Genomic DNA, 16,318 nt, shown 5'->3' with positions numbered 1-16,318 from the left:
GTTATTGTGTGGCCGTGCTCATTCGCGATACCACCGTCGACGACCTGCCCGAGATTCTCGACATCCACAACGATGCGGTCGCCAACACCACGGCCATCTGGGACGAAGAACAGGTCGACCTCGCCGACCGCACAGCGTGGTTCGAGGGTCGCATCGCCGCGGGATACCCCGTCCTGACGGCCGAGGTCGACGGACAGGTGGCCGGATACGCGTCGTACGGGCAGTGGCGGGTCAAGAGCGGGTACCGGCACTCGGTGGAGCACTCGGTGTACATCCACCGAGATTTCTACCGGCGCGGCCTGGCCAGCGCCCTGCTGAGTGAATTGATCGCGCGCGCCGAGGCCGGCGAAGTGCACGTACTGGTGGGGTTCATCGAATCCGAGAACACCACGTCGATCGCACTGCACGAGAAGTTCGGGTTCGTCACGGTCGGACAGATGCCGCAGGTGGGCGTGAAATTCGGTCGGTGGCTGGACCTGACGCTGATGCAACTGACGTTGTGACCTACGAGCGCCGAGCGGATCACCCCTTGCGGCGGCCGATCACGGCGGCCAGCCCGCCGCCCACCGCGCCCAAGGCCAATGCAGTCGGGACACCGATCTTGGCGGCCTTGCGCCCGGTGCGGTAGTCGCGGATCTCCCAACCGCGATTCTTGGCCAGCTCACGCAGGTCGGTATCGGGATTGATCGCTACGGCAGTGCCGACGAGCGACAGCATCGGGACATCGTTGTGGCTGTCCGAGTACGCGGTGCAGCGCTTGAGATTGAGACCCTCCCGCACCGCGAGTGAGCGCACCGCGTGGGCTTTGCCGATGCCGTGCAGGATGTCGCCGACGAGACGACCGGTGAACACCCCGTCCTTGCTCTCGGCGACCGTTCCGAGCGCCCCGGTCAAGCCGAGGCGTTTGGCGATGATCTGAGCCAGCTCGAGGGGAGTGGCCGTCACCAGCCAGACCTGCTGACCGGCGTCCAGGTGCATCTGGGCGAGAGCTCGGGTACCGGCCCAGATCTTGTCCGCGATCACCTCGTCGTAGATCTCCTCGCCGAGACTGGACAGCTCCGAGGTGGGACGGCCGGTGATGAACGAGAGCGCCTTCTCTCGTCCGCTCGCCACGTCCTCGCTGTTCTCTTTCCCGCTGACCCTGAATTTGACCTGCTGCCAAGCGAATTGAGCCAGATCACCGCTGGTGAAGTATTTGCGGGCGGCCAACCCGCGAGCGAAGTGAATGATCGACGCGCCCTGCACCATCGTGTTGTCCACGTCGAAGAAAGCCGCAGCAGTCAGATCTCGCGGAACGGCACCCTCGGACTCGATCTGCAACGCCAGAGCGGCATCGGCACTGGCCTGACCTGCAACGTTGGCGCGGACCTCGGCGTCCGTCGGACCGAACGGATTGCGGATTCTGCGGATACGGCGCTTGAACTGCTTGTCTCCGCTCGGATCGTTCGTATCGACCGTGTCGATATCGGGCGTGTTCTCGATCGGCAGGTCTGTTCCCCCGTCACTCACGTCCGTCCTCCTCCCAGTCGAGTCGCTCGCCGCAAGCCTAGTCGGGGTTGCTCGGAAGGCAGGCGAAGGGCAGCACTCGACGCCCCCCGCCCGGACCGGGAACTGTGACCTTCGTCTCCGTTGCGGCCGTGTCACAGTGGACGTATGCAGACGACCCCCACCGGCGTGGCTCTTCTCACGCGCGCAGGCTGCCATTCCTGCACCCACGCGTTCGAGGTATTGAGCGAGGTGTGCCGCGAATTCGGCGTGGCCGTGACGGTCGTCGACGTCGACGAGGCGGCAGCGGAATCGCCTGACCTGCGTGCGGAGTACGGCGATCGAGTGCCCGTGGTGCTCCTCGACGGCATCGAACACAGTTACTGGGAGGTAGACGTGCCGCGATTGCGGGCCGATCTCACCCGGGCAGGGCACCCTAAGAACGTGTGATTGCTCTCGCGTGTGCAGGTGAAGGCCGGTGTGCGCAACTTTGTTCATTCGTTCACAAGCGGTTACCGTGGTGTGAACAGCGTCCGTGAACAAGACACGAACGCAGGATCAGCGTGAAGATCGGCCGTCGTTGCCGTTCGGACGAGGAGCCCCAGACGTGACCGAAGAGCGCCCGTCGCCCAGCGGCGTAGAGCGGGTCATCCCTCAGGCTACGGTCACCCGTCTGGCGACATACCTGCGGGTCCTCTCGATCCTCGCGGACGAGGGCGTTCTGATCGTCTCCAGCGAAGAGTTGGCCACCGCAGCAGGAGTCGGATCGGCCAAACTGCGCAAGGACCTCTCCTTCCTCGGCCCCAACGGCGTTCGCGGAGTCGGCTACGACGTCGCCCGCTTGCGCGCGAAGATCGACAGCGCACTCGGACTCGATCGCGGCCACCGCGTCGTCCTGGCGGGAGTCGGCAACCTGGGGCAGGCCCTGGCCGGTTACGGCGGATTCGCCCGACGCGGCTTCACGATGGTCGGCCTGTTCGACAGTGACCCGGCGCGTGTGGGCACCGAGATCGACGGCCTCACCGTCCGGCACGTCGACGAACTCGTCGTCGCCTGCCGCGAACTCGAAGCCACCATCGGCGTCATCGCCACCCCGGACGAGGCCGTGCACGGCGTCGCCGAGCAGCTCGTCGACGGTGGTGTCGAATGCATCCTGAGCTTCTCGCCGATGGTTCTCGACGTCCCGGACCACGTCGAGGTGCGGCGCGTCGACCTGGCCGTGGAGATGCAGGTGCTCTCCTTCAACAGCTCGCGCAACGTCTCCGGGCCTGCGGGTATCGCCGACCCGGCCATCGTCGTCGCGCCCCGGCCGGTCTCGCCGCCCCCACTGACGTCGTCACCGCTCACGTCCACGGCACGCCTCGGCCGCAGTCACGGCCCGCGTATCGCCGGTAACCCAAACCCAGTCAACAGTTCGACAAGAAACGGATCGGTGATTGCACCGTGAGTGTCCTTCTCGTCGGGATATCGCACCGTAGCGCTCCCGTCGCAGTCCTCGAGCGTGTCGCCATCACGGACACCGATCGCCCGAAACTGACCGATAAGCTGATGGCCAGCGGAAGCATTTCCGAGGTCATGGTGGTGTCCACGTGCAATCGCGTCGAGATCTACGCCGTTGTCGACGCCTTCCACGGCGCGCTGACCGCCGTCGGCGAGGTTCTCGGTGAACATTCCGGGCTGGAGATCGCGGACCTGACCAGGCACGCTTACGTCCGCTACAGCGAGGCGGCCGTCGAGCACCTCTTCGCCGTTGCCAGCGGCCTGGATTCGATGGTCATCGGCGAGCAGCAGATCCTCGGCCAGATCCGTTCGGCCTACGCCGCCTCGGACGGGCAGCAGGCCTCGGGCCGGGTGATGCACGAATTGGCTCAGCAGGCCCTCCGCGTCGGCAAGCGGGTACACAGCGAAACCGGAATCGACGCCGCCGGAGCCTCGGTGGTCTCGGTGGCCCTCGACCGCGCCGCCGACATGTTCGACGGTTCCCTCGCCGGCCGCAAGGCCGTGGTCCTCGGAGCGGGAGCGATGGGCGGACTCGCCGTCGCACATCTCGGCCGCGCAGGCATCGGTGCACTGACCGTCGTCAACCGCACTCGCGAGCGAGCCGACCACCTGGCCGAGAACGCCGTCTCCAACGGCATCCCCGCAACCTCGGTCGCCCTCGAAAGCCTGGCCGACGCAGTCGCCGAGGCCGACATCCTCCTCACCTGTACCGGAGCGGTGGGGGCCGTGGTCTCCATCGCCGACGCCCACCTCGCACTCGCTCGCCGCGGTTCCGAACGCCCGTTGGTGATCTGCGACCTCGGCCTGCCGCGTGACGTCGACGCCGCGGTCTCGGGTCTGCCGGGCATCACCGTCTTCGACATGGAGTCCCTGCAGCGCGATCCCGCTGCCGGTGCCGCGGCGAACGACGCGTCCGCCGCTCGCGAGATCGTGTCGAGTGAACTCTCGGGTTACCTTGCCGGACAACGACTTGCCGAGGTCACCCCCACCGTCACGGCACTGCGTCAACGTGCTGCCGAGGTGGTCGAGGGCGAGCTGCTGCGTCTCGAATCGCGGCTGCCCGGGCTCGACTCGCCGCAACGCGACGAGGTGGCCCGCACCGTGCGCCGCGTCGTGGACAAGCTGCTGCATTCGCCCACCGTGCGCGTCAAGCAACTCGCCAGCACCCCGGGCGGAGATTCCTACGCCGCTGCGCTGCGTGAACTGTTCGAGCTGAGCCCCGGCTCGGTCGACGCTGTTGCCACGCCGATGGAGATCGGCTCGCTGGAACTGGTGGACGATTTCACCGCCAGTCGCACCGATCCGCGCTCGGACTCCTACCCCGGCGGAACCACCGGTCAGGAGCGTGTCGAATGACCGACATCGTCAAGATCGGTACTCGCGGAAGCCTTCTCGCGACCACCCAGGCCAACACCGTCCGGGTGGCCCTCGCGGCAGCCGGAGTCGAAGCCGAGCTGGTGATCGTCAAGACTGCAGGCGATCTGTCCGCTGCGCCCGTGCAGACGATCGGCGTCGGAGTCTTCACCGCCGCGCTGCGTGAGGCGCTGGCCGACGGCACCTGCGACATCGCCGTGCACTCGTACAAGGACCTGCCGACGGCGGCCGACGATCGATTCACCATCGCCGCGATTCCCGCTCGCGAGGATCCGCGCGATGCCCTGGTCGCCCGTGACGGACTGGTGCTCGGCGAGTTGCCCGCCGAGGCGAAGGTCGGTACGTCCGCGCCCCGACGCATCGCTCAATTGCGTGCTCTCGGACAGGGATTGGACGTTCTGCCGTTGCGAGGCAACCTCGACACCAGGATCGGGAAGGTGGCGTCGGGTGAGCTCGACGCCGTCATCGTCGCTCGCGCCGGACTGGCCCGCATCGGCAGGTTGGATGTCGTCACCGAGGCCCTGGATCCGGTGCAGTTGCTCCCGGCACCGGCTCAGGGCGCGCTGGCCGTCGAATGTCGCGTCGAGGACACCGATCTCGCGGCGGCCATCGCCACTCTCGACGACGCCCACTCACGCGCCGCCGTGGCAGCAGAACGCGGACTGCTCGCCGAACTCGAAGCCGGCTGCACCGCGCCTGTCGGGGCGATCGCAGAGGTCGTCGAGTCCATCGACGAGGACGGCCGCATCTTCGACGAACTCTCGTTGCGTGGCTGCGTCGCTGCCATCGACGGCAGCGACACCATCCGGGCGTCGATCGTCGGATCACCCGACCGAGCCGAGGAGCTGGGCCGGGAACTTGCCCGCGAACTACTCGATCTCGGTGCGCGCGAACTCGTTTCAGTCACCGAACCAGCGCAGGCAGGTTCTCAGGTACAGGGTGGATCTCATGTCTAGGGCCATAACGGCACCCGTCCGCGGACGCGCCAAACGCACGGCGACCCGTCCGGTGGTGCGAAGAGAGTCGATCGCCACCGCTCGACTGATTCCGAAACGGGGCACCGCAACCCCGATAGAACTGCAGTACCCACACAAGACAGCACTGGAGAACAACCGATGAGCCCAGTCCGCAAGAACACCAACGGACGGATCCTGTTCGTGGGATCCGGGCCCGGTGACCCGGCTCTGCTCACGGTCCGGGCACGGGAAGTGCTCGGAGCGGCCGAGCTCGCATTCACCGATCCCGACGTCGACAAGGGCGTCACCGCTCTGGTCGGTGCCGACGTTGCGCGTGACCCGGAGACGGGCGAGAACGGTGTCGAGGTTCGGCCGGCACTCGGCGAGCCCGCCGAGGTCGCGAAAACGCTTCTCGCCGAAGCCAAGAACGGCCACGACGTGGTTCGCCTGGTCTCCGGTGATCCGCTCACCACCGACTCGGTGATCGCCGAGGTCAGCGCCGTCGCTCGCACGCACGTGCCGTTCGAGGTGCTCCCCGGCCTGCCGTCCGGATCCGCGGTGCCCAGCTACGCCGGAATGGCACTCGGCTCGGGTCACACCGAGGCCGACGTGCGCGGCGAGGTCGACTGGGCCGCACTCGCGGCTGCTCCGGGCCCGCTGGTACTGCACGCAACCTCGGGCCACCTGGCCGAAACCGCCAGTGCCCTCGTCGAACACGGACTCGCTCCGCAGACGCCCGCCGCCATCACCGTTCGTGGCACCACCCGCCAGCAGCGCACCGTCGAGGCCACCCTCGCCACCCTCAACGATGCCGGGTCCGAGCTCGTCGGATCCCTCGTCGTCACCGTGGGCAAGGTCGTCTCGGGCCGAAACAAGATGTCCTGGTGGGAGTCTCGCGCACTGTACGGCTGGACCGTGCTGGTGCCGCGCACCAAGGATCAGGCAGGGGAGATGAGCGATCGACTCGTCACCCACGGAGCCATCCCCATCGAGGTCCCGACCATCGCGGTCGAGCCTCCGCGCAGCCCGGCCCAGATGGAACGTTCCGTCAAGGGCCTGGTCGACGGCCGCTACCAGTGGGTCGTGTTCACCTCCACCAACGCGGTTCGCGCCGTATGGGAGAAGTTCGAGGAGTTCGGGCTGGACGCTCGTGCGTTCTCGGGCGTCAAGATCGCCTGCGTCGGCGAGGCCACCGCAGCGAAGGTGCGCTCGTTCGGGATCAACCCCGAGCTCGTGCCGTCGGGTGAGCAGAGCTCGCTGGGTCTGCTCGAGGACTTCCCGCCCTACGACGAGGTCTTCGACCCGGTCAACCGAGTTCTCCTGCCACGTGCCGACATCGCCACCGAAACTCTCGCCGAGGGTCTGCGCGAGCGGGGCTGGGAGATCGACGACGTCACCGCGTACCGCACCGTCCGGGCAGCACCGCCCCCCGCCGAGACCCGCGAGATGATCAAGACCGGCGGCTTCGACGCAGTGTGCTTCACGTCGAGTTCCACCGTCCGGAACCTGGTCGGCATCGCCGGAAAGCCACACGCCCGCACCCTCGTTGCGTGCATCGGCCCCAAGACCGCCGAGACGGCCGTCGAATTCGGTCTGCGCGTGGATGTGCAGCCCGAGTCGGCTCAGGTCGGACCGCTGGTCGAGGCTCTCGCCGAGCACGCGGCTCGCCTGCGGGCCGAGGGTGCACTGCCCCCGCCGCGAAAGAAGTCGCGCCGCCGGTAACCCGGTCGCGGATCTCACGATCGACACACCCGGTCCGTAAGGAGTTCGCTTGTTCCCCACCGACCGTCCCCGACGCCTACGCCGTACCCCGGCACTGCGTCGGCTCGTGGCCGAAACCTCCCTCGCGCCACGGCATCTGGTGTTGCCGATGTTCGTGGCCGACGGCATCTCCGAGCCGCGGGCGATCAGCTCGATGCCCGGGGTGTATCAGCACACGCTCGACTCGCTGAGTGCTGCGGCCGAGGAGGCCGTGACAGCCGGTGTCGGCGGCATCATGCTGTTCGGTGTCCCCAAGGTCGAGGACAAGGACGAGAACGGTTCGGGCGCAACGGATGCGGACGGAATTCTCAACCGGGGTCTGGCCCGTCTGAAAGCCGACCTCGGTGACTCGACGGTCATCATGGCCGACACCTGCCTGGACGAGTTCACCTCCCACGGACACTGCGGAGTCCTGGGGGAGAACGGTTCGATCGACAACGACGCCACCCTGCTGCGCTACGTCGACATGGCCGTCGCGCAGGCGGAGTCCGGTGCGCACCTGCTCGGACCGAGCGGAATGATGGACGGGCAGGTCGGTGCGATCCGCGCCGGACTCGACGCCGCCGGCCACGTCGAGGTCGGTCAGCTGGCGTACTCGGCGAAGTACGCCTCGGCGTTCTACGGTCCGTTCCGCGAAGCAGTGGGGTCCTCGCTGCAGGGCGATCGTCGCACGTATCAGCAGGACGCGGCCAACCGCCGCGAGGCGACGCACGAGGTGGAGCTCGACCTCGCCGAGGGAGCCGACATGGTGATGGTCAAGCCCGCGATGTCGTATCTCGATATTCTGCGCGATGTCGCGGAGATGTCACCGGTTCCGGTTGCGGCGTACCAGATATCCGGGGAATATGCCATGATCACCGCCGCCGCGCAGAACGGCTGGATCGATCGCGACGCAGCGGTACTGGAATCGCTCGTCGGGATTCGGCGAGCCGGTGCCGACGTCGTACTGACCTATTGGGCTACCGAAGTGGCGGGCTGGCTGTGAACGATCTCCCCCCGAACAACAACCCGGACGGCAACAACCCCGACAGCAACGTTCCGGGCAACCCGCCGCCGCAGCCCGACTGGCAGCGTTGGGAGATCGAGCACGGGTTTCCGCAGAGTGCCCCGGAATTCGAGCCGACGCCGCGTCCGGCACCCGTCGACGTCGAGACCGCCCGCCACCTGTGGTGGGGCGTGGCGCTGATCGGTGCGCTCTCGGCGCTGTTCTCGGTCTGGACGCTGTTCGGGGCGCGCGAGGAATTTGCGCAGTCCCTGCTCGACGATCTCGCAGCGCAGGACGCTGCCGCCGACATGACGGTGGAGTCCACGCAGTCGATGGTGACGGTGATGCTCGTCGTCACGGTGTTCGTCGTGCTCGGTTTCGGGGCGTTGTTCCTGTTCTGGGTCAAGCGGATGCGTGCGGGCAAACTGTGGGCGCGCATGCTGCTCACCGTCATCGGATCGTTCACCGTGTTCACCACGATTCTCGAGCTGTTCTCGATTGCGTCGAGCGCAGGCGCGATGAACGTCGTGATGAGTGTGCTCGGCATCGGCCAGGGTGTATTGGCCGCCGGGGCGATCTATCTGATGCACCGCCGGGAATCCAACGAATACTTCGTCGCCTCGCAAAAACGATAGTTTCGGGCGTGTTCTCGGCTGCAGCCCTGTCGTGTGACTAGCATCACTCTCGATATCTTCTCGAGTGATCGGACCCGATATGGCAGAGAGCACCCCTGCAGCAGCGAGCATCACGCAGCCGGCTGCTGCACCGGCAGTCGACCGCGAACCCTGTCCGGCCGAGAACGGTCGTCCCGGCTGGGCGCTGCTCGGATTACTGCTCGCCGTCTCTGCGGCCATCGCGATCATGGCGCTGGGGATTTCGGCCGGCTGAACGCCCGTCCCGCACTCGGTGGCAGGATGTCTGGCGTGAGCTCAGACACCGACGCACCGATCGCCCGGCCCCGAGTGGTTTCGGCCGCCTACTGGCTGTGGCTCGCCTCTGCGGTGCTGCTGATCGTCGTCTGCATGATCGCCCTCACGCTCCCCGCCGACCAGATCCGGGCGTCCTTCACCACCGGCGGCGCGACGGACGAGCAGGTCGACTCGTTCCTGACGGTCTTTCGCGGACTCGGCGTGATCTTCGGAGTGGTCGGCTTGGCCGTCGGCCTGATGTCGGGCCCGGTCCGCGGCGGAGACCGCAGGTTCCGACGGGCGCTGGTGGCTCTGTCCGGAGCCGTCGCACTGCTGCTGACGTTCGCCGCACTGGTGTTCCCGTTCGTGCTGCTGGTGATCACCGTCGCGCTGGTGGTTGCAGCGGTCCTGGTCTATCGGCCGTCGGCCCGTGAGTGGTTCCTCCGTGAACAGTGAGACCTCAGCCGACGATCCCGTGCTCTTCCACGAGCCCGGTGGTCGGTGGCGCATGCTGGCCTGGGGGCCGGTGTTCTGCCTCGTGGTGCTCGCGGTGGAGCTCGCATCCGGCCCGGTGATCCACTGGTTCGCCCTCGCGCTGTTCTCGCTCATCCTCGTCGGTCTCACGTACGTCCAGCTGCGGGCCGCAAGGATGCACGTCAGCGTCGAACTCACCACCCGGCAACTGCGTCAGGGCACCGAGACCGTCGACCTTGCCGAGATCGACGCCATACTGCCGCCGGCCGAGTACGCCGACGGGGACTACGAGCCGAAGAGGTGGGAGACCGCGCGGGTGCTCGGTGAACTGTCGGGTGTACCGCGCAAGCGGCACGGCATCGGGCTGCGTCTGGTGGGCGGGGGACTGGTGCAGGCGTGGGCCAAGGACGACGACGGGTTGCGCGCGGCTCTCGAAACGGCGAAGCAGGAGTACCTGTGAGGAAGTCCCTCGGGTGGGCGGAGCTGGTGCTGGCACTGCTCGCGGTGATCGGAGCCGTGGCGTGCTGGAACGCGGGCGTGCGCACCAGTGAGTTCCCCGCTGTCCCCGACGTGTCCCCGGCCTATTCGGGGACGTTCTACTCGGGGTCCTGGATCGCGTTGGCCAGTCTGTCGGCAATCGTGGCCGGACTGCTGATCCTCGACGGCATCCGCCGTATCCTGACGGGTCGTGCACCCCATACCGGGTAGGGGTATAGTTGGCGCTATGAGCAGCTACAGCGCCGAGCAGGAAGACCTGCTGAAGCGATTGCGTCGCATCGAGGGCCAAGTGGCCGGGATATCGAGGATGGTCGCCGACGATCGGTACTGCATCGACGTCCTCACCCAGGTGTCTGCGGTGACCAAGGCGCTGCAATCGGTCTCGTTGAAGCTGCTCGACGCCCACCTCGCTGGATGCGTCGTGGAGGCCGCGAGGCAAGGCGGGCCGGAAGCCGACGCGAAAGTGAAAGAGGCGTCCGAGGCCATCGCGCGCCTGGTGCGTTCCTGACTCGAGAAGGGAAAATCAGATGCAGACGACGTATTCGGTCGAGGGCATGACGTGCGGACATTGCGCAACGTCGGTGCGAGAAGAAGTATCGGAGATCGCAGGCGTCACCGGCGTCGACGTCGATGTGGATTCCGGTGCGGTCGTGGTGAGCAGCGATTCGACACTCGATACCGCGACGGTGGACGCAGCCGTGGCCGAAGCCGGGTATCGACTGGTGTCCTGACACACGACTGCGCTCCTTCGGTGGTTCGGAAGTCTCGAAAACGGTCATACCGGAAGAATGGGACTCACCGAACATCGTCAGGAGCGCTCGTGAAGAAACCGGTCACCGGCGCAGTGGTCATCGCCATGAGCATCGCCCTGGTAGCGGCCTGTTCGGCGGACACCTCCGAGCCGGGTAGTAGTGCAGAGCCGACCGAGTCGTCCGCGACCTCGTCGTCGCAGGGCTCTTCTTCCGACGCTGCTCCCTCCCCGGGCGCGCCTGCCGGACCGCTGCCGAACCTGTCGGTCACCACCGTGCTCGACGGTCTCGACAAACCATGGGACGTGGTGGCTGCTCCCGATGGCACGGTGCTGACCGGAGAGCGCTCGGGCCGGTTCGTCATCCGCGACTCGGCGGGAGTCCAGCGTGAACTGGACGCGGACCTCGGCGACCTCTACGCCGCCGGTGAGACCGGGCTCATGGGAATCGCACTGGCGGTGGATTTCGAGTCCTCTCGAACCGTGTTCACCTGCCAGGGGCGTCGAGGTAGCGGCGAGAACAGCATTGCCGTCGTGTCGTGGACCGTCGATCCGGGGTGGACGGCCCTCACGCGAACCGGAACCCTCGTCGACGACATTCCCGTTGCCGACGGCGGGCGTCACGGTGGCTGCCGCATCCTGGCTCACCCCGACGGCACGCTGTACATCGGCACCGGGGACACTGCGAGCCCGAGTGTGCCTCAGGATCGAAACTCGCTGGGCGGCAAGGTGTTACACGTCAACGCGGACGGCACTGCCGCAGCCGACGCGCCGGATCGCATCTTCACGCTCGGGCACCGCAATGTGCAGGGACTGGCGATCCGTCCCGGAACCGATCAAGTCTTCGAGGTCGAGCAGGGGACCAGCCGAGACGACGAGCTGAACCTGTTGGTGCCGGGCGGCAATTACGGTTACAGCCCCGATCGACGGTCGTCGGTCTACGACGAATCGGTCCCGATGACCGACCCCGATCGGGTTCCCGGTGCCCTGCCTGCAGTGTGGAGTTCGGGCGATCCGACCATCGCCACCCCCGACGTCACATTCACCGACGGTGAGCAGTGGGGCTCCTGGAACGGTGCCGCGGTGATCTCGAGTCAGCAGGGCGAGAAGCTCGTCTTCCTGGCATTGTCGGCGGACGGAACGGAGTTCGTCGCCGAGGCGGAGGCGCTGGACGGCACCTACGGCAGGCTGCGTTCGCTCACCCCCTTCGGAAGCGACGGCGGCTTCCTGCTCACCACCGACAACGGGTCCGACGATCAGGTACTGCTCGTCACGCCCGAGGTCGGCTGAACCGAGGTTGCCGACGGGCGACGAATCGCGTCGTGAGTCGGCGAGGCACCTCCGGAGTGTGTTTAAGATCATGTGATACCGGTCATATCGGGCCGGTCGCCGATCGTCGTCAGGAGTGTGGATGAACAAGCTGGTGTCCAGTTCCGGAGTACTCGCCGCCAGCGTCTTCCTGACGCTGGCCTCTTCGACAGCCGCAACGGCACAGCCCGATCCGCTCCCCGGTCTGACGGTCACCACGGTGCTCGACGGACTCGCGAAACCGTGGGATGCGGTGGTTGCTCCGGATGGAACGGTGCTGACCGGTGAGCGTGCCGGCCGGTTCGTGATCCGCGACGTCGACGGTGAGACACGCGAGCTCGCCGCGGACCTCGACGATCTGTACGCGTCCGGCGAGACCGGCCTGATGGGCATTGCCCTGGCGACGGATTTCGCCGCATCCAGAACCATCTACACATGCCAGGGCGTACAGGGTGGCGGAGGCGGCACCGGTAGCGCCGGGACCGGTAGTGCAGGCGGGGGCAGCGACAACCACATCGCCGTCCTCTCGTGGACCGTCGACCCGGAGTGGACCGCTCTGACGCGCACCGGCACCCTCGTCGACGACATTCCCGTCGCCGACGGCGGCCGTCACGGCGGCTGCCGAATTCTGGCCCACCCCGACGGCACCCTGTACGTCGGTACCGGAGACACTGCGTCGCCGACGGTTCCGCAGGATCGGGACTCGTTGGGCGGCAAGGTTCTGCACATCGACGCCGACGGTTCGGCAGCCGCGGGTTCGCCGGATCGCATCTTCACCCTGGGACATCGGAACGTGCAGGGCTTGGCGATTCGGCCCGGTACCGGCCAGATCTACGAGGTGGAGCAGGGAACCAGCCGGGACGACGAGCTGAACCTGCTGGTGCCCGGTGGCAACTACGGGTACCGCCCCGATCGTCTCCCGTTCATCTACGACGAGTCGGTACCGATGACCGATCCGACCCGCGTGCCCGGAGCGCTCGCCGCCGTGTGGAGCTCGGGTAGCCCCGCCATCGCAACGCCCGGCCTGACCTTCACGAACGGCCCGGGATGGGGTTCTTGGAACGGGGCCGCGGTGATATCGAGTCAGCAGGACGAGAAGCTCGTGTTTCTCAAGCTCTCCGAGGACGGGACGGAGTACGTCGACGAGGCGGACGCTCTGGTGGGCACCTACGGCCGACTGCGCTCGCTCACCAGCTTCGGCGACGCGGGCGCATTCCTGCTGACCACCGACAACGGATCCGACGACAAGGTTCTGCTCGTCACCCCCGCTGCCGACTGATGTGCGGGCCGGAAGTCATCGAGACGGTAAACCGCAGAATCGGCCGTAGGGCACTGTTCGGGTCGTTGGGAGCCGCGGCGTTGACCGTCGCGGCGACCGGAGCGGTTCGCGCCGAACCGATTGTCGCGTCGGCAATTCCGGCGGGCCGACTGATCGACCTGACCCACACCCTGAGCCCGACGTTTCCGGTGTGGCCGGGCAACGAACCGTTCTCGATGCATCCGGTCGCGGCCTACGAGTTGGGTGGCTTCCTGGTCAACAAGCTCTCGTACTGGGAGCACACCGGCACCCACATCGATGCCCCGGCGCACCGCGTTCGCGGCGGCGCGACAGCAGATATCCTGCCCCTCGATGACCTCATTGCCCCGCTGGTCGTGGTGGACATCTCGGCCAGGGCCGCCGCTGATCCCGACGCGGTGGTGACGACCGAGGACATCGCGCGGTGGGAACGCGAGCACGGCCGGATTCCGGACCGAGCGTTGGTGGTGATGCACAGTCGATGGCAGCACAGGCTTGCCGAGCGTGCTGGCCCCGGCTTCGGTGGCGACGCGGCGCAGATGTTGGTGCACGAGCGAAACGTCGTCGGAATCGGGGTCGACACGCTCAGCCTCGATCGAATGACCGACCGTGAATACCCGGCTCACACAGCCGTTCTCGGGGCAGGCCGATACGGACTCGAAGCGCTCGCGAATCTGGATGCGGTGCCCCCGGCAGGGGCGACGGTCGTCGTCGGCGCGCCGAAGCACGCGGGCGCGACCGGCGGTCCCTGCCGGGTCTTCGCGGTAGTTCCCGGCTGAACCCGGCTACGCGTCAGTGCGCGTGGCTGGGGTTCGAGGCGGGCTCTTCCTCGCTACCTGCACCGGGCTCACCGAGCATCGCAGCACCGACCAATGCGTCGGGAATTCCGAAGCCGTCGACGAGTAGTTCGGCGTGCGGACGCAGCGTCCGGCACCGCTCGTTGATGGCGCGGGTCACGGCCTTGGATCGCTCGGTGGACAGGTAGCGGTGCTCGATGAACCAGGCCTTGTCCGCCTCGATCACCGACAGCGCGTACAGGTCGCAGACCTCGTCGAGCAGGTCCTTGGTGGCGGGATCCTCGCACGATTCGATGCCGGCGATGAACGCCTCGAAGATGATGCGGTCGATGTGCGCGCTCGCGGCATGGAGCACGTGATCCTGCACCGCGTTGAACGCCTCGAACGGGCTGGTCTCCTTGGACTTGGACTGCAGCCGGCGTGCGACGGTGGAGAGCAGGTACTCCTCGCGATCCTCGAACATCTTGACCTGGGTACCGCGGTTGAACAGCGAACCCTCCTCCTCGTTGTCCTGGCGCCGATCGAGGATGGTCTGCATGATCGCTTGGGCCGCAGTGCGTTTGACGACGCGGTCGCCCACCATGTCGGCGGCGAACTTGACCCATTCGACCGGGCTCATGGACTTGACGTCGTCCGCGTACGCGGTGAGTAGCTCCTTGGCGACCAGCTGCGTCAGCACATGGTTGTCACCCTCGAACGTGGTGAACACATCCGTGTCGGCCTTGAGTGAGATCAGCCGGTTCTCGGCGAGATAGCCTGCGCCGCCGCATGCTTCGCGAGCCTCCTGGATGGCCGCGGTGGCGTGCCAGGTGTTCGCGGCCTTGAGACCTGCCGCCCTGGACTCGAGCTCGCGCTGCTCCTCGGCGTCCGGACTGTCCGCGGTCTGCAGCTCGTGCATCTTCGACACGAGCTCGTTCTGTGCGAACTGCAGCGCATAGGACTTGGCGATGAGCGGGAACAGTCGACGCTGATGCACCAGGTAGTCCATGATCAGGACCTCCTGATCGGAATCGGGTGCGGCGAACTGCCTGCGCTGCAACGCGTATCGCGTGGCGATGTCGAGGGCGACGCGGGCGGCCGCGGCGGCGCTGCCGCCCACTGTGACACGACCGCGAATCAACGTGCCGAGCATCGTGAAGAACCGTCGAGACTTGTTCTCGATGGGGGAGGAGTACGTACCGTCGTCGGACACGTCGGCGTACTTGTTGAGCAGGTTGTCTCGCGGGATGCGAACGTGATCGAACATCAGGCGGCCGTTGTCGACTCCGGGTAGACCGCCCTTGTACTGACAGTCCGAGGTGGTGACACCGGGTAGATCGTCACCGTTCTCGTCGCGGAGCGGAACGAAGAAGCAGTGCACGCCGTGGCCCTCTGGCTCCTCGCCCGGGCCCGCAGTGATGAGCTGGGCGAACACGGCGGCGACGGTCGCGGTTTCGGCAGCGCCGCCGATGTAGTCCTTGCGCGAGGACGGCGTGGGGGAGTTGATGACGAACTCGTCCGTCTTCGGGTCGTAGGTGGCGGTGGTCTCGAGCGACTGCACGTCGCTGCCGTGTCCGGTCTCGGTCATGGCGAAACACCCGAGCAGGTCGAGACTGATGATCTTGGGGACGTAGGCCTCGTGGTGACGTTCGGTGCCGAGATTCTCGATGGCACCGCCGAACAGTCCCCACTGAACGCCTGCCTTGACCATGAGAGACAGATCGCTCATCGCGAGCATCTCGATCATCGTCACCGCGGCACCGACGTCACCGGTTCCGCCGTGTTCCTTCTTGAAGCCGTTGTCGGCGGCACCGGCGGCAGCGAGCAACTTGAGCTGCTCCATCGCCTTGGTGCGAGCGATGACGGTGTTCGGCGTGTAGTGCGGGCGGAATTCGTCGCGGGCCAGTTGCCGACGCGCCTCGTTCTTCACATCTCGCCAGCGGCCGTCCAGAGTGTTCCGAAGGTGATCCGTTGTGGTTGCCATACTCGACGGTAACCTTTTGCGGCCGCTGGTGAAGGCCGGAAGGTCAGACCGGCCAGACGAATTCTCGGAACACTGCCCGGCAGGACCGCCAGAAGCCCGATTTCGCGTACGGACCGTCGTGGAACAGCGACGCGCAGTTGTCCTCCAGAGCCCTGTTCACCAGGGGGCTGAAGTCGGTGAACTCACCGACCAGGAACTCTTTGAAGCCCGCCGGCCACGCGTAGTGGGCTGGTTCGTGTTGTGCTTCCACGACCGCGAGTGTAA

At 66.7% G+C, this 16,318-nt stretch carries 21 protein-coding genes; 18 read left to right on the top strand and 3 right to left on the bottom strand.

The window, feature by feature from the left end:
• The first annotated feature begins 14 nt into the window (after positions 1-14).
• Positions 15-503 carry an N-acetyltransferase family protein gene (locus MTX34_RS03790; RefSeq protein ID WP_308198469.1) on the top strand — a complete coding sequence of 163 codons (489 nt, stop codon included), beginning with the start codon at positions 15-17 and terminating at the stop codon, positions 501-503.
• Positions 504-522: 19 nt separating this feature from the next.
• Here the strand turns inward: MTX34_RS03790 and MTX34_RS03785 are convergent, their stop codons facing one another.
• Complete coding sequence (locus MTX34_RS03785; protein ID WP_374638806.1) at positions 523-1,509, bottom strand: HAD family hydrolase; 987 nt, start codon at positions 1,507-1,509, stop codon at positions 523-525.
• Between the two features lie 144 nt (positions 1,510-1,653).
• On the opposite strand from MTX34_RS03785, the gene MTX34_RS03780 reads away from it, so the two are divergent.
• The 17 genes from MTX34_RS03780 (at position 1,654) to MTX34_RS03700 (ending at position 14,073) form a co-directional block, all read left to right on the top strand.
• On the top strand, positions 1,654-1,935 hold the full coding sequence (locus MTX34_RS03780; protein ID WP_243596440.1) for a glutaredoxin family protein: 282 nt from the start codon (positions 1,654-1,656) through the stop codon (positions 1,933-1,935).
• Positions 1,936-2,092: 157 nt separating this feature from the next.
• Positions 2,093-2,932 carry a redox-sensing transcriptional repressor Rex gene (locus tag MTX34_RS03775; protein WP_243608514.1) on the top strand — a complete coding sequence of 280 codons (840 nt, stop codon included), beginning with the start codon at positions 2,093-2,095 and terminating at the stop codon, positions 2,930-2,932.
• Complete coding sequence (locus tag MTX34_RS03770) at positions 2,929-4,341, top strand: glutamyl-tRNA reductase (protein ID WP_243596438.1); 1,413 nt, start codon at positions 2,929-2,931, stop codon at positions 4,339-4,341. The genes MTX34_RS03775 and MTX34_RS03770 overlap by 4 nt, the downstream gene beginning before the upstream one ends.
• Before the next feature lie 5 nt (positions 4,342-4,346).
• Entirely contained in the window at positions 4,347-5,315 is a 969-nt protein-coding gene (gene hemC, locus MTX34_RS03765; protein ID WP_243596524.1) for a hydroxymethylbilane synthase, read from the top strand.
• Positions 5,308-5,478: a hypothetical protein gene (locus MTX34_RS03760; protein ID WP_155289207.1), complete on the top strand. Its 171-nt coding sequence runs from the start codon at positions 5,308-5,310 to the stop codon at positions 5,476-5,478. The genes hemC and MTX34_RS03760 overlap by 8 nt, the downstream gene beginning before the upstream one ends.
• The gene (locus MTX34_RS03755) at positions 5,475-7,037 is read left to right on the top strand and encodes a bifunctional uroporphyrinogen-III C-methyltransferase/uroporphyrinogen-III synthase (RefSeq protein ID WP_243596437.1); all 1,563 of its coding nucleotides are present in this window, start codon (positions 5,475-5,477) and stop codon (positions 7,035-7,037) included. Before MTX34_RS03760 ends, MTX34_RS03755 begins: the two co-directional genes overlap by 4 nt.
• A 49-nt stretch (positions 7,038-7,086) precedes the next feature.
• Positions 7,087-8,061, top strand: a complete 975-nt coding sequence (gene hemB / locus MTX34_RS03750) for a porphobilinogen synthase (protein ID WP_243608513.1) — start codon at positions 7,087-7,089, stop codon at positions 8,059-8,061.
• A complete protein-coding gene (locus tag MTX34_RS03745) occupies positions 8,058-8,696 on the top strand; it encodes a hypothetical protein (protein WP_243608512.1) in 639 nt (212 codons plus the stop codon). The genes hemB and MTX34_RS03745 overlap by 4 nt, the downstream gene beginning before the upstream one ends.
• Before the next feature lie 79 nt (positions 8,697-8,775).
• The gene (locus MTX34_RS03740) at positions 8,776-8,949 is read left to right on the top strand and encodes a hypothetical protein (RefSeq protein WP_243596434.1); all 174 of its coding nucleotides are present in this window, start codon (positions 8,776-8,778) and stop codon (positions 8,947-8,949) included.
• 35 nt (positions 8,950-8,984) lie between these two features.
• Complete coding sequence (locus MTX34_RS03735; RefSeq protein WP_243608511.1) at positions 8,985-9,425, top strand: hypothetical protein; 441 nt, start codon at positions 8,985-8,987, stop codon at positions 9,423-9,425.
• 52 nt (positions 9,426-9,477) lie between these two features.
• Positions 9,478-9,903: a hypothetical protein gene (locus MTX34_RS03730; RefSeq protein WP_243596523.1), complete on the top strand. Its 426-nt coding sequence runs from the start codon at positions 9,478-9,480 to the stop codon at positions 9,901-9,903.
• The gene (locus MTX34_RS03725) at positions 9,900-10,151 is read left to right on the top strand and encodes a hypothetical protein (protein WP_243608510.1); all 252 of its coding nucleotides are present in this window, start codon (positions 9,900-9,902) and stop codon (positions 10,149-10,151) included. Before MTX34_RS03730 ends, MTX34_RS03725 begins: the two co-directional genes overlap by 4 nt.
• 16 nt (positions 10,152-10,167) lie before the next feature.
• Positions 10,168-10,449, top strand: a complete 282-nt coding sequence (locus MTX34_RS03720; protein ID WP_243608509.1) for a metal-sensitive transcriptional regulator — start codon at positions 10,168-10,170, stop codon at positions 10,447-10,449.
• Positions 10,450-10,468: 19 nt separating this feature from the next.
• Positions 10,469-10,672 carry a heavy-metal-associated domain-containing protein gene (locus MTX34_RS03715; protein ID WP_243596430.1) on the top strand — a complete coding sequence of 68 codons (204 nt, stop codon included), beginning with the start codon at positions 10,469-10,471 and terminating at the stop codon, positions 10,670-10,672.
• An 89-nt stretch (positions 10,673-10,761) separates the two neighbouring features.
• A complete protein-coding gene (locus MTX34_RS03710; protein WP_243608508.1) occupies positions 10,762-11,979 on the top strand; it encodes a sorbosone dehydrogenase family protein in 1,218 nt (405 codons plus the stop codon).
• Between the two features lie 121 nt (positions 11,980-12,100).
• Positions 12,101-13,276, top strand: coding sequence for a sorbosone dehydrogenase family protein (locus MTX34_RS03705; RefSeq protein ID WP_243608507.1), 1,176 nt, complete (start codon positions 12,101-12,103; stop codon positions 13,274-13,276).
• Positions 13,276-14,073: a cyclase family protein gene (locus MTX34_RS03700; protein WP_243608506.1), complete on the top strand. Its 798-nt coding sequence runs from the start codon at positions 13,276-13,278 to the stop codon at positions 14,071-14,073. The genes MTX34_RS03705 and MTX34_RS03700 overlap by 1 nt, the downstream gene beginning before the upstream one ends.
• Before the next feature lie 13 nt (positions 14,074-14,086).
• Here the strand turns inward: MTX34_RS03700 and MTX34_RS03695 are convergent, their stop codons facing one another.
• Both MTX34_RS03695 and MTX34_RS03690 read right to left on the bottom strand, forming a co-directional pair.
• Positions 14,087-16,054, bottom strand: coding sequence for an acyl-CoA dehydrogenase (locus MTX34_RS03695; protein WP_243596426.1), 1,968 nt, complete (start codon positions 16,052-16,054; stop codon positions 14,087-14,089).
• Between the two features lie 43 nt (positions 16,055-16,097).
• Complete coding sequence (locus MTX34_RS03690) at positions 16,098-16,304, bottom strand: inositol 2-dehydrogenase (RefSeq protein ID WP_243596425.1); 207 nt, start codon at positions 16,302-16,304, stop codon at positions 16,098-16,100.
• Positions 16,305-16,318 lie beyond the last annotated feature (14 nt).

Origin of the sequence: Rhodococcus sp. ARC_M5, from assembly GCF_022810405.1 — a bacterium.
GTDB lineage: Bacteria > Actinomycetota > Actinomycetes > Mycobacteriales > Mycobacteriaceae > Rhodococcoides > Rhodococcoides navarretei.
This window is presented reverse-complemented; position numbering and strand designations above follow the sequence as displayed.

Coding starts and splice junctions, on each gene's coding strand:
- MTX34_RS03755 (WP_243596437.1), top strand. CDS start 5,475: ATGAGCCCAGTCCGCAAGAACACCAACGGACGGATCCTGTTCGTGGGA.
- MTX34_RS03720 (WP_243608509.1), top strand. CDS start 10,168: ATGAGCAGCTACAGCGCCGAGCAGGAAGACCTGCTGAAGCGATTGCGT.
- MTX34_RS03715 (WP_243596430.1), top strand. CDS start 10,469: ATGCAGACGACGTATTCGGTCGAGGGCATGACGTGCGGACATTGCGCA.
- MTX34_RS03760 (WP_155289207.1), top strand. CDS start 5,308: ATGTCTAGGGCCATAACGGCACCCGTCCGCGGACGCGCCAAACGCACG.
- MTX34_RS03740 (WP_243596434.1), top strand. CDS start 8,776: ATGGCAGAGAGCACCCCTGCAGCAGCGAGCATCACGCAGCCGGCTGCT.
- MTX34_RS03730 (WP_243596523.1), top strand. CDS start 9,478: ATGCTGGCCTGGGGGCCGGTGTTCTGCCTCGTGGTGCTCGCGGTGGAG.
- MTX34_RS03780 (WP_243596440.1), top strand. CDS start 1,654: ATGCAGACGACCCCCACCGGCGTGGCTCTTCTCACGCGCGCAGGCTGC.
- MTX34_RS03695 (WP_243596426.1), bottom strand. CDS start 16,054: ATGGCAACCACAACGGATCACCTTCGGAACACTCTGGACGGCCGCTGG.
- MTX34_RS03700 (WP_243608506.1), top strand. CDS start 13,276: ATGTGCGGGCCGGAAGTCATCGAGACGGTAAACCGCAGAATCGGCCGT.
- MTX34_RS03705 (WP_243608507.1), top strand. CDS start 12,101: ATGAACAAGCTGGTGTCCAGTTCCGGAGTACTCGCCGCCAGCGTCTTC.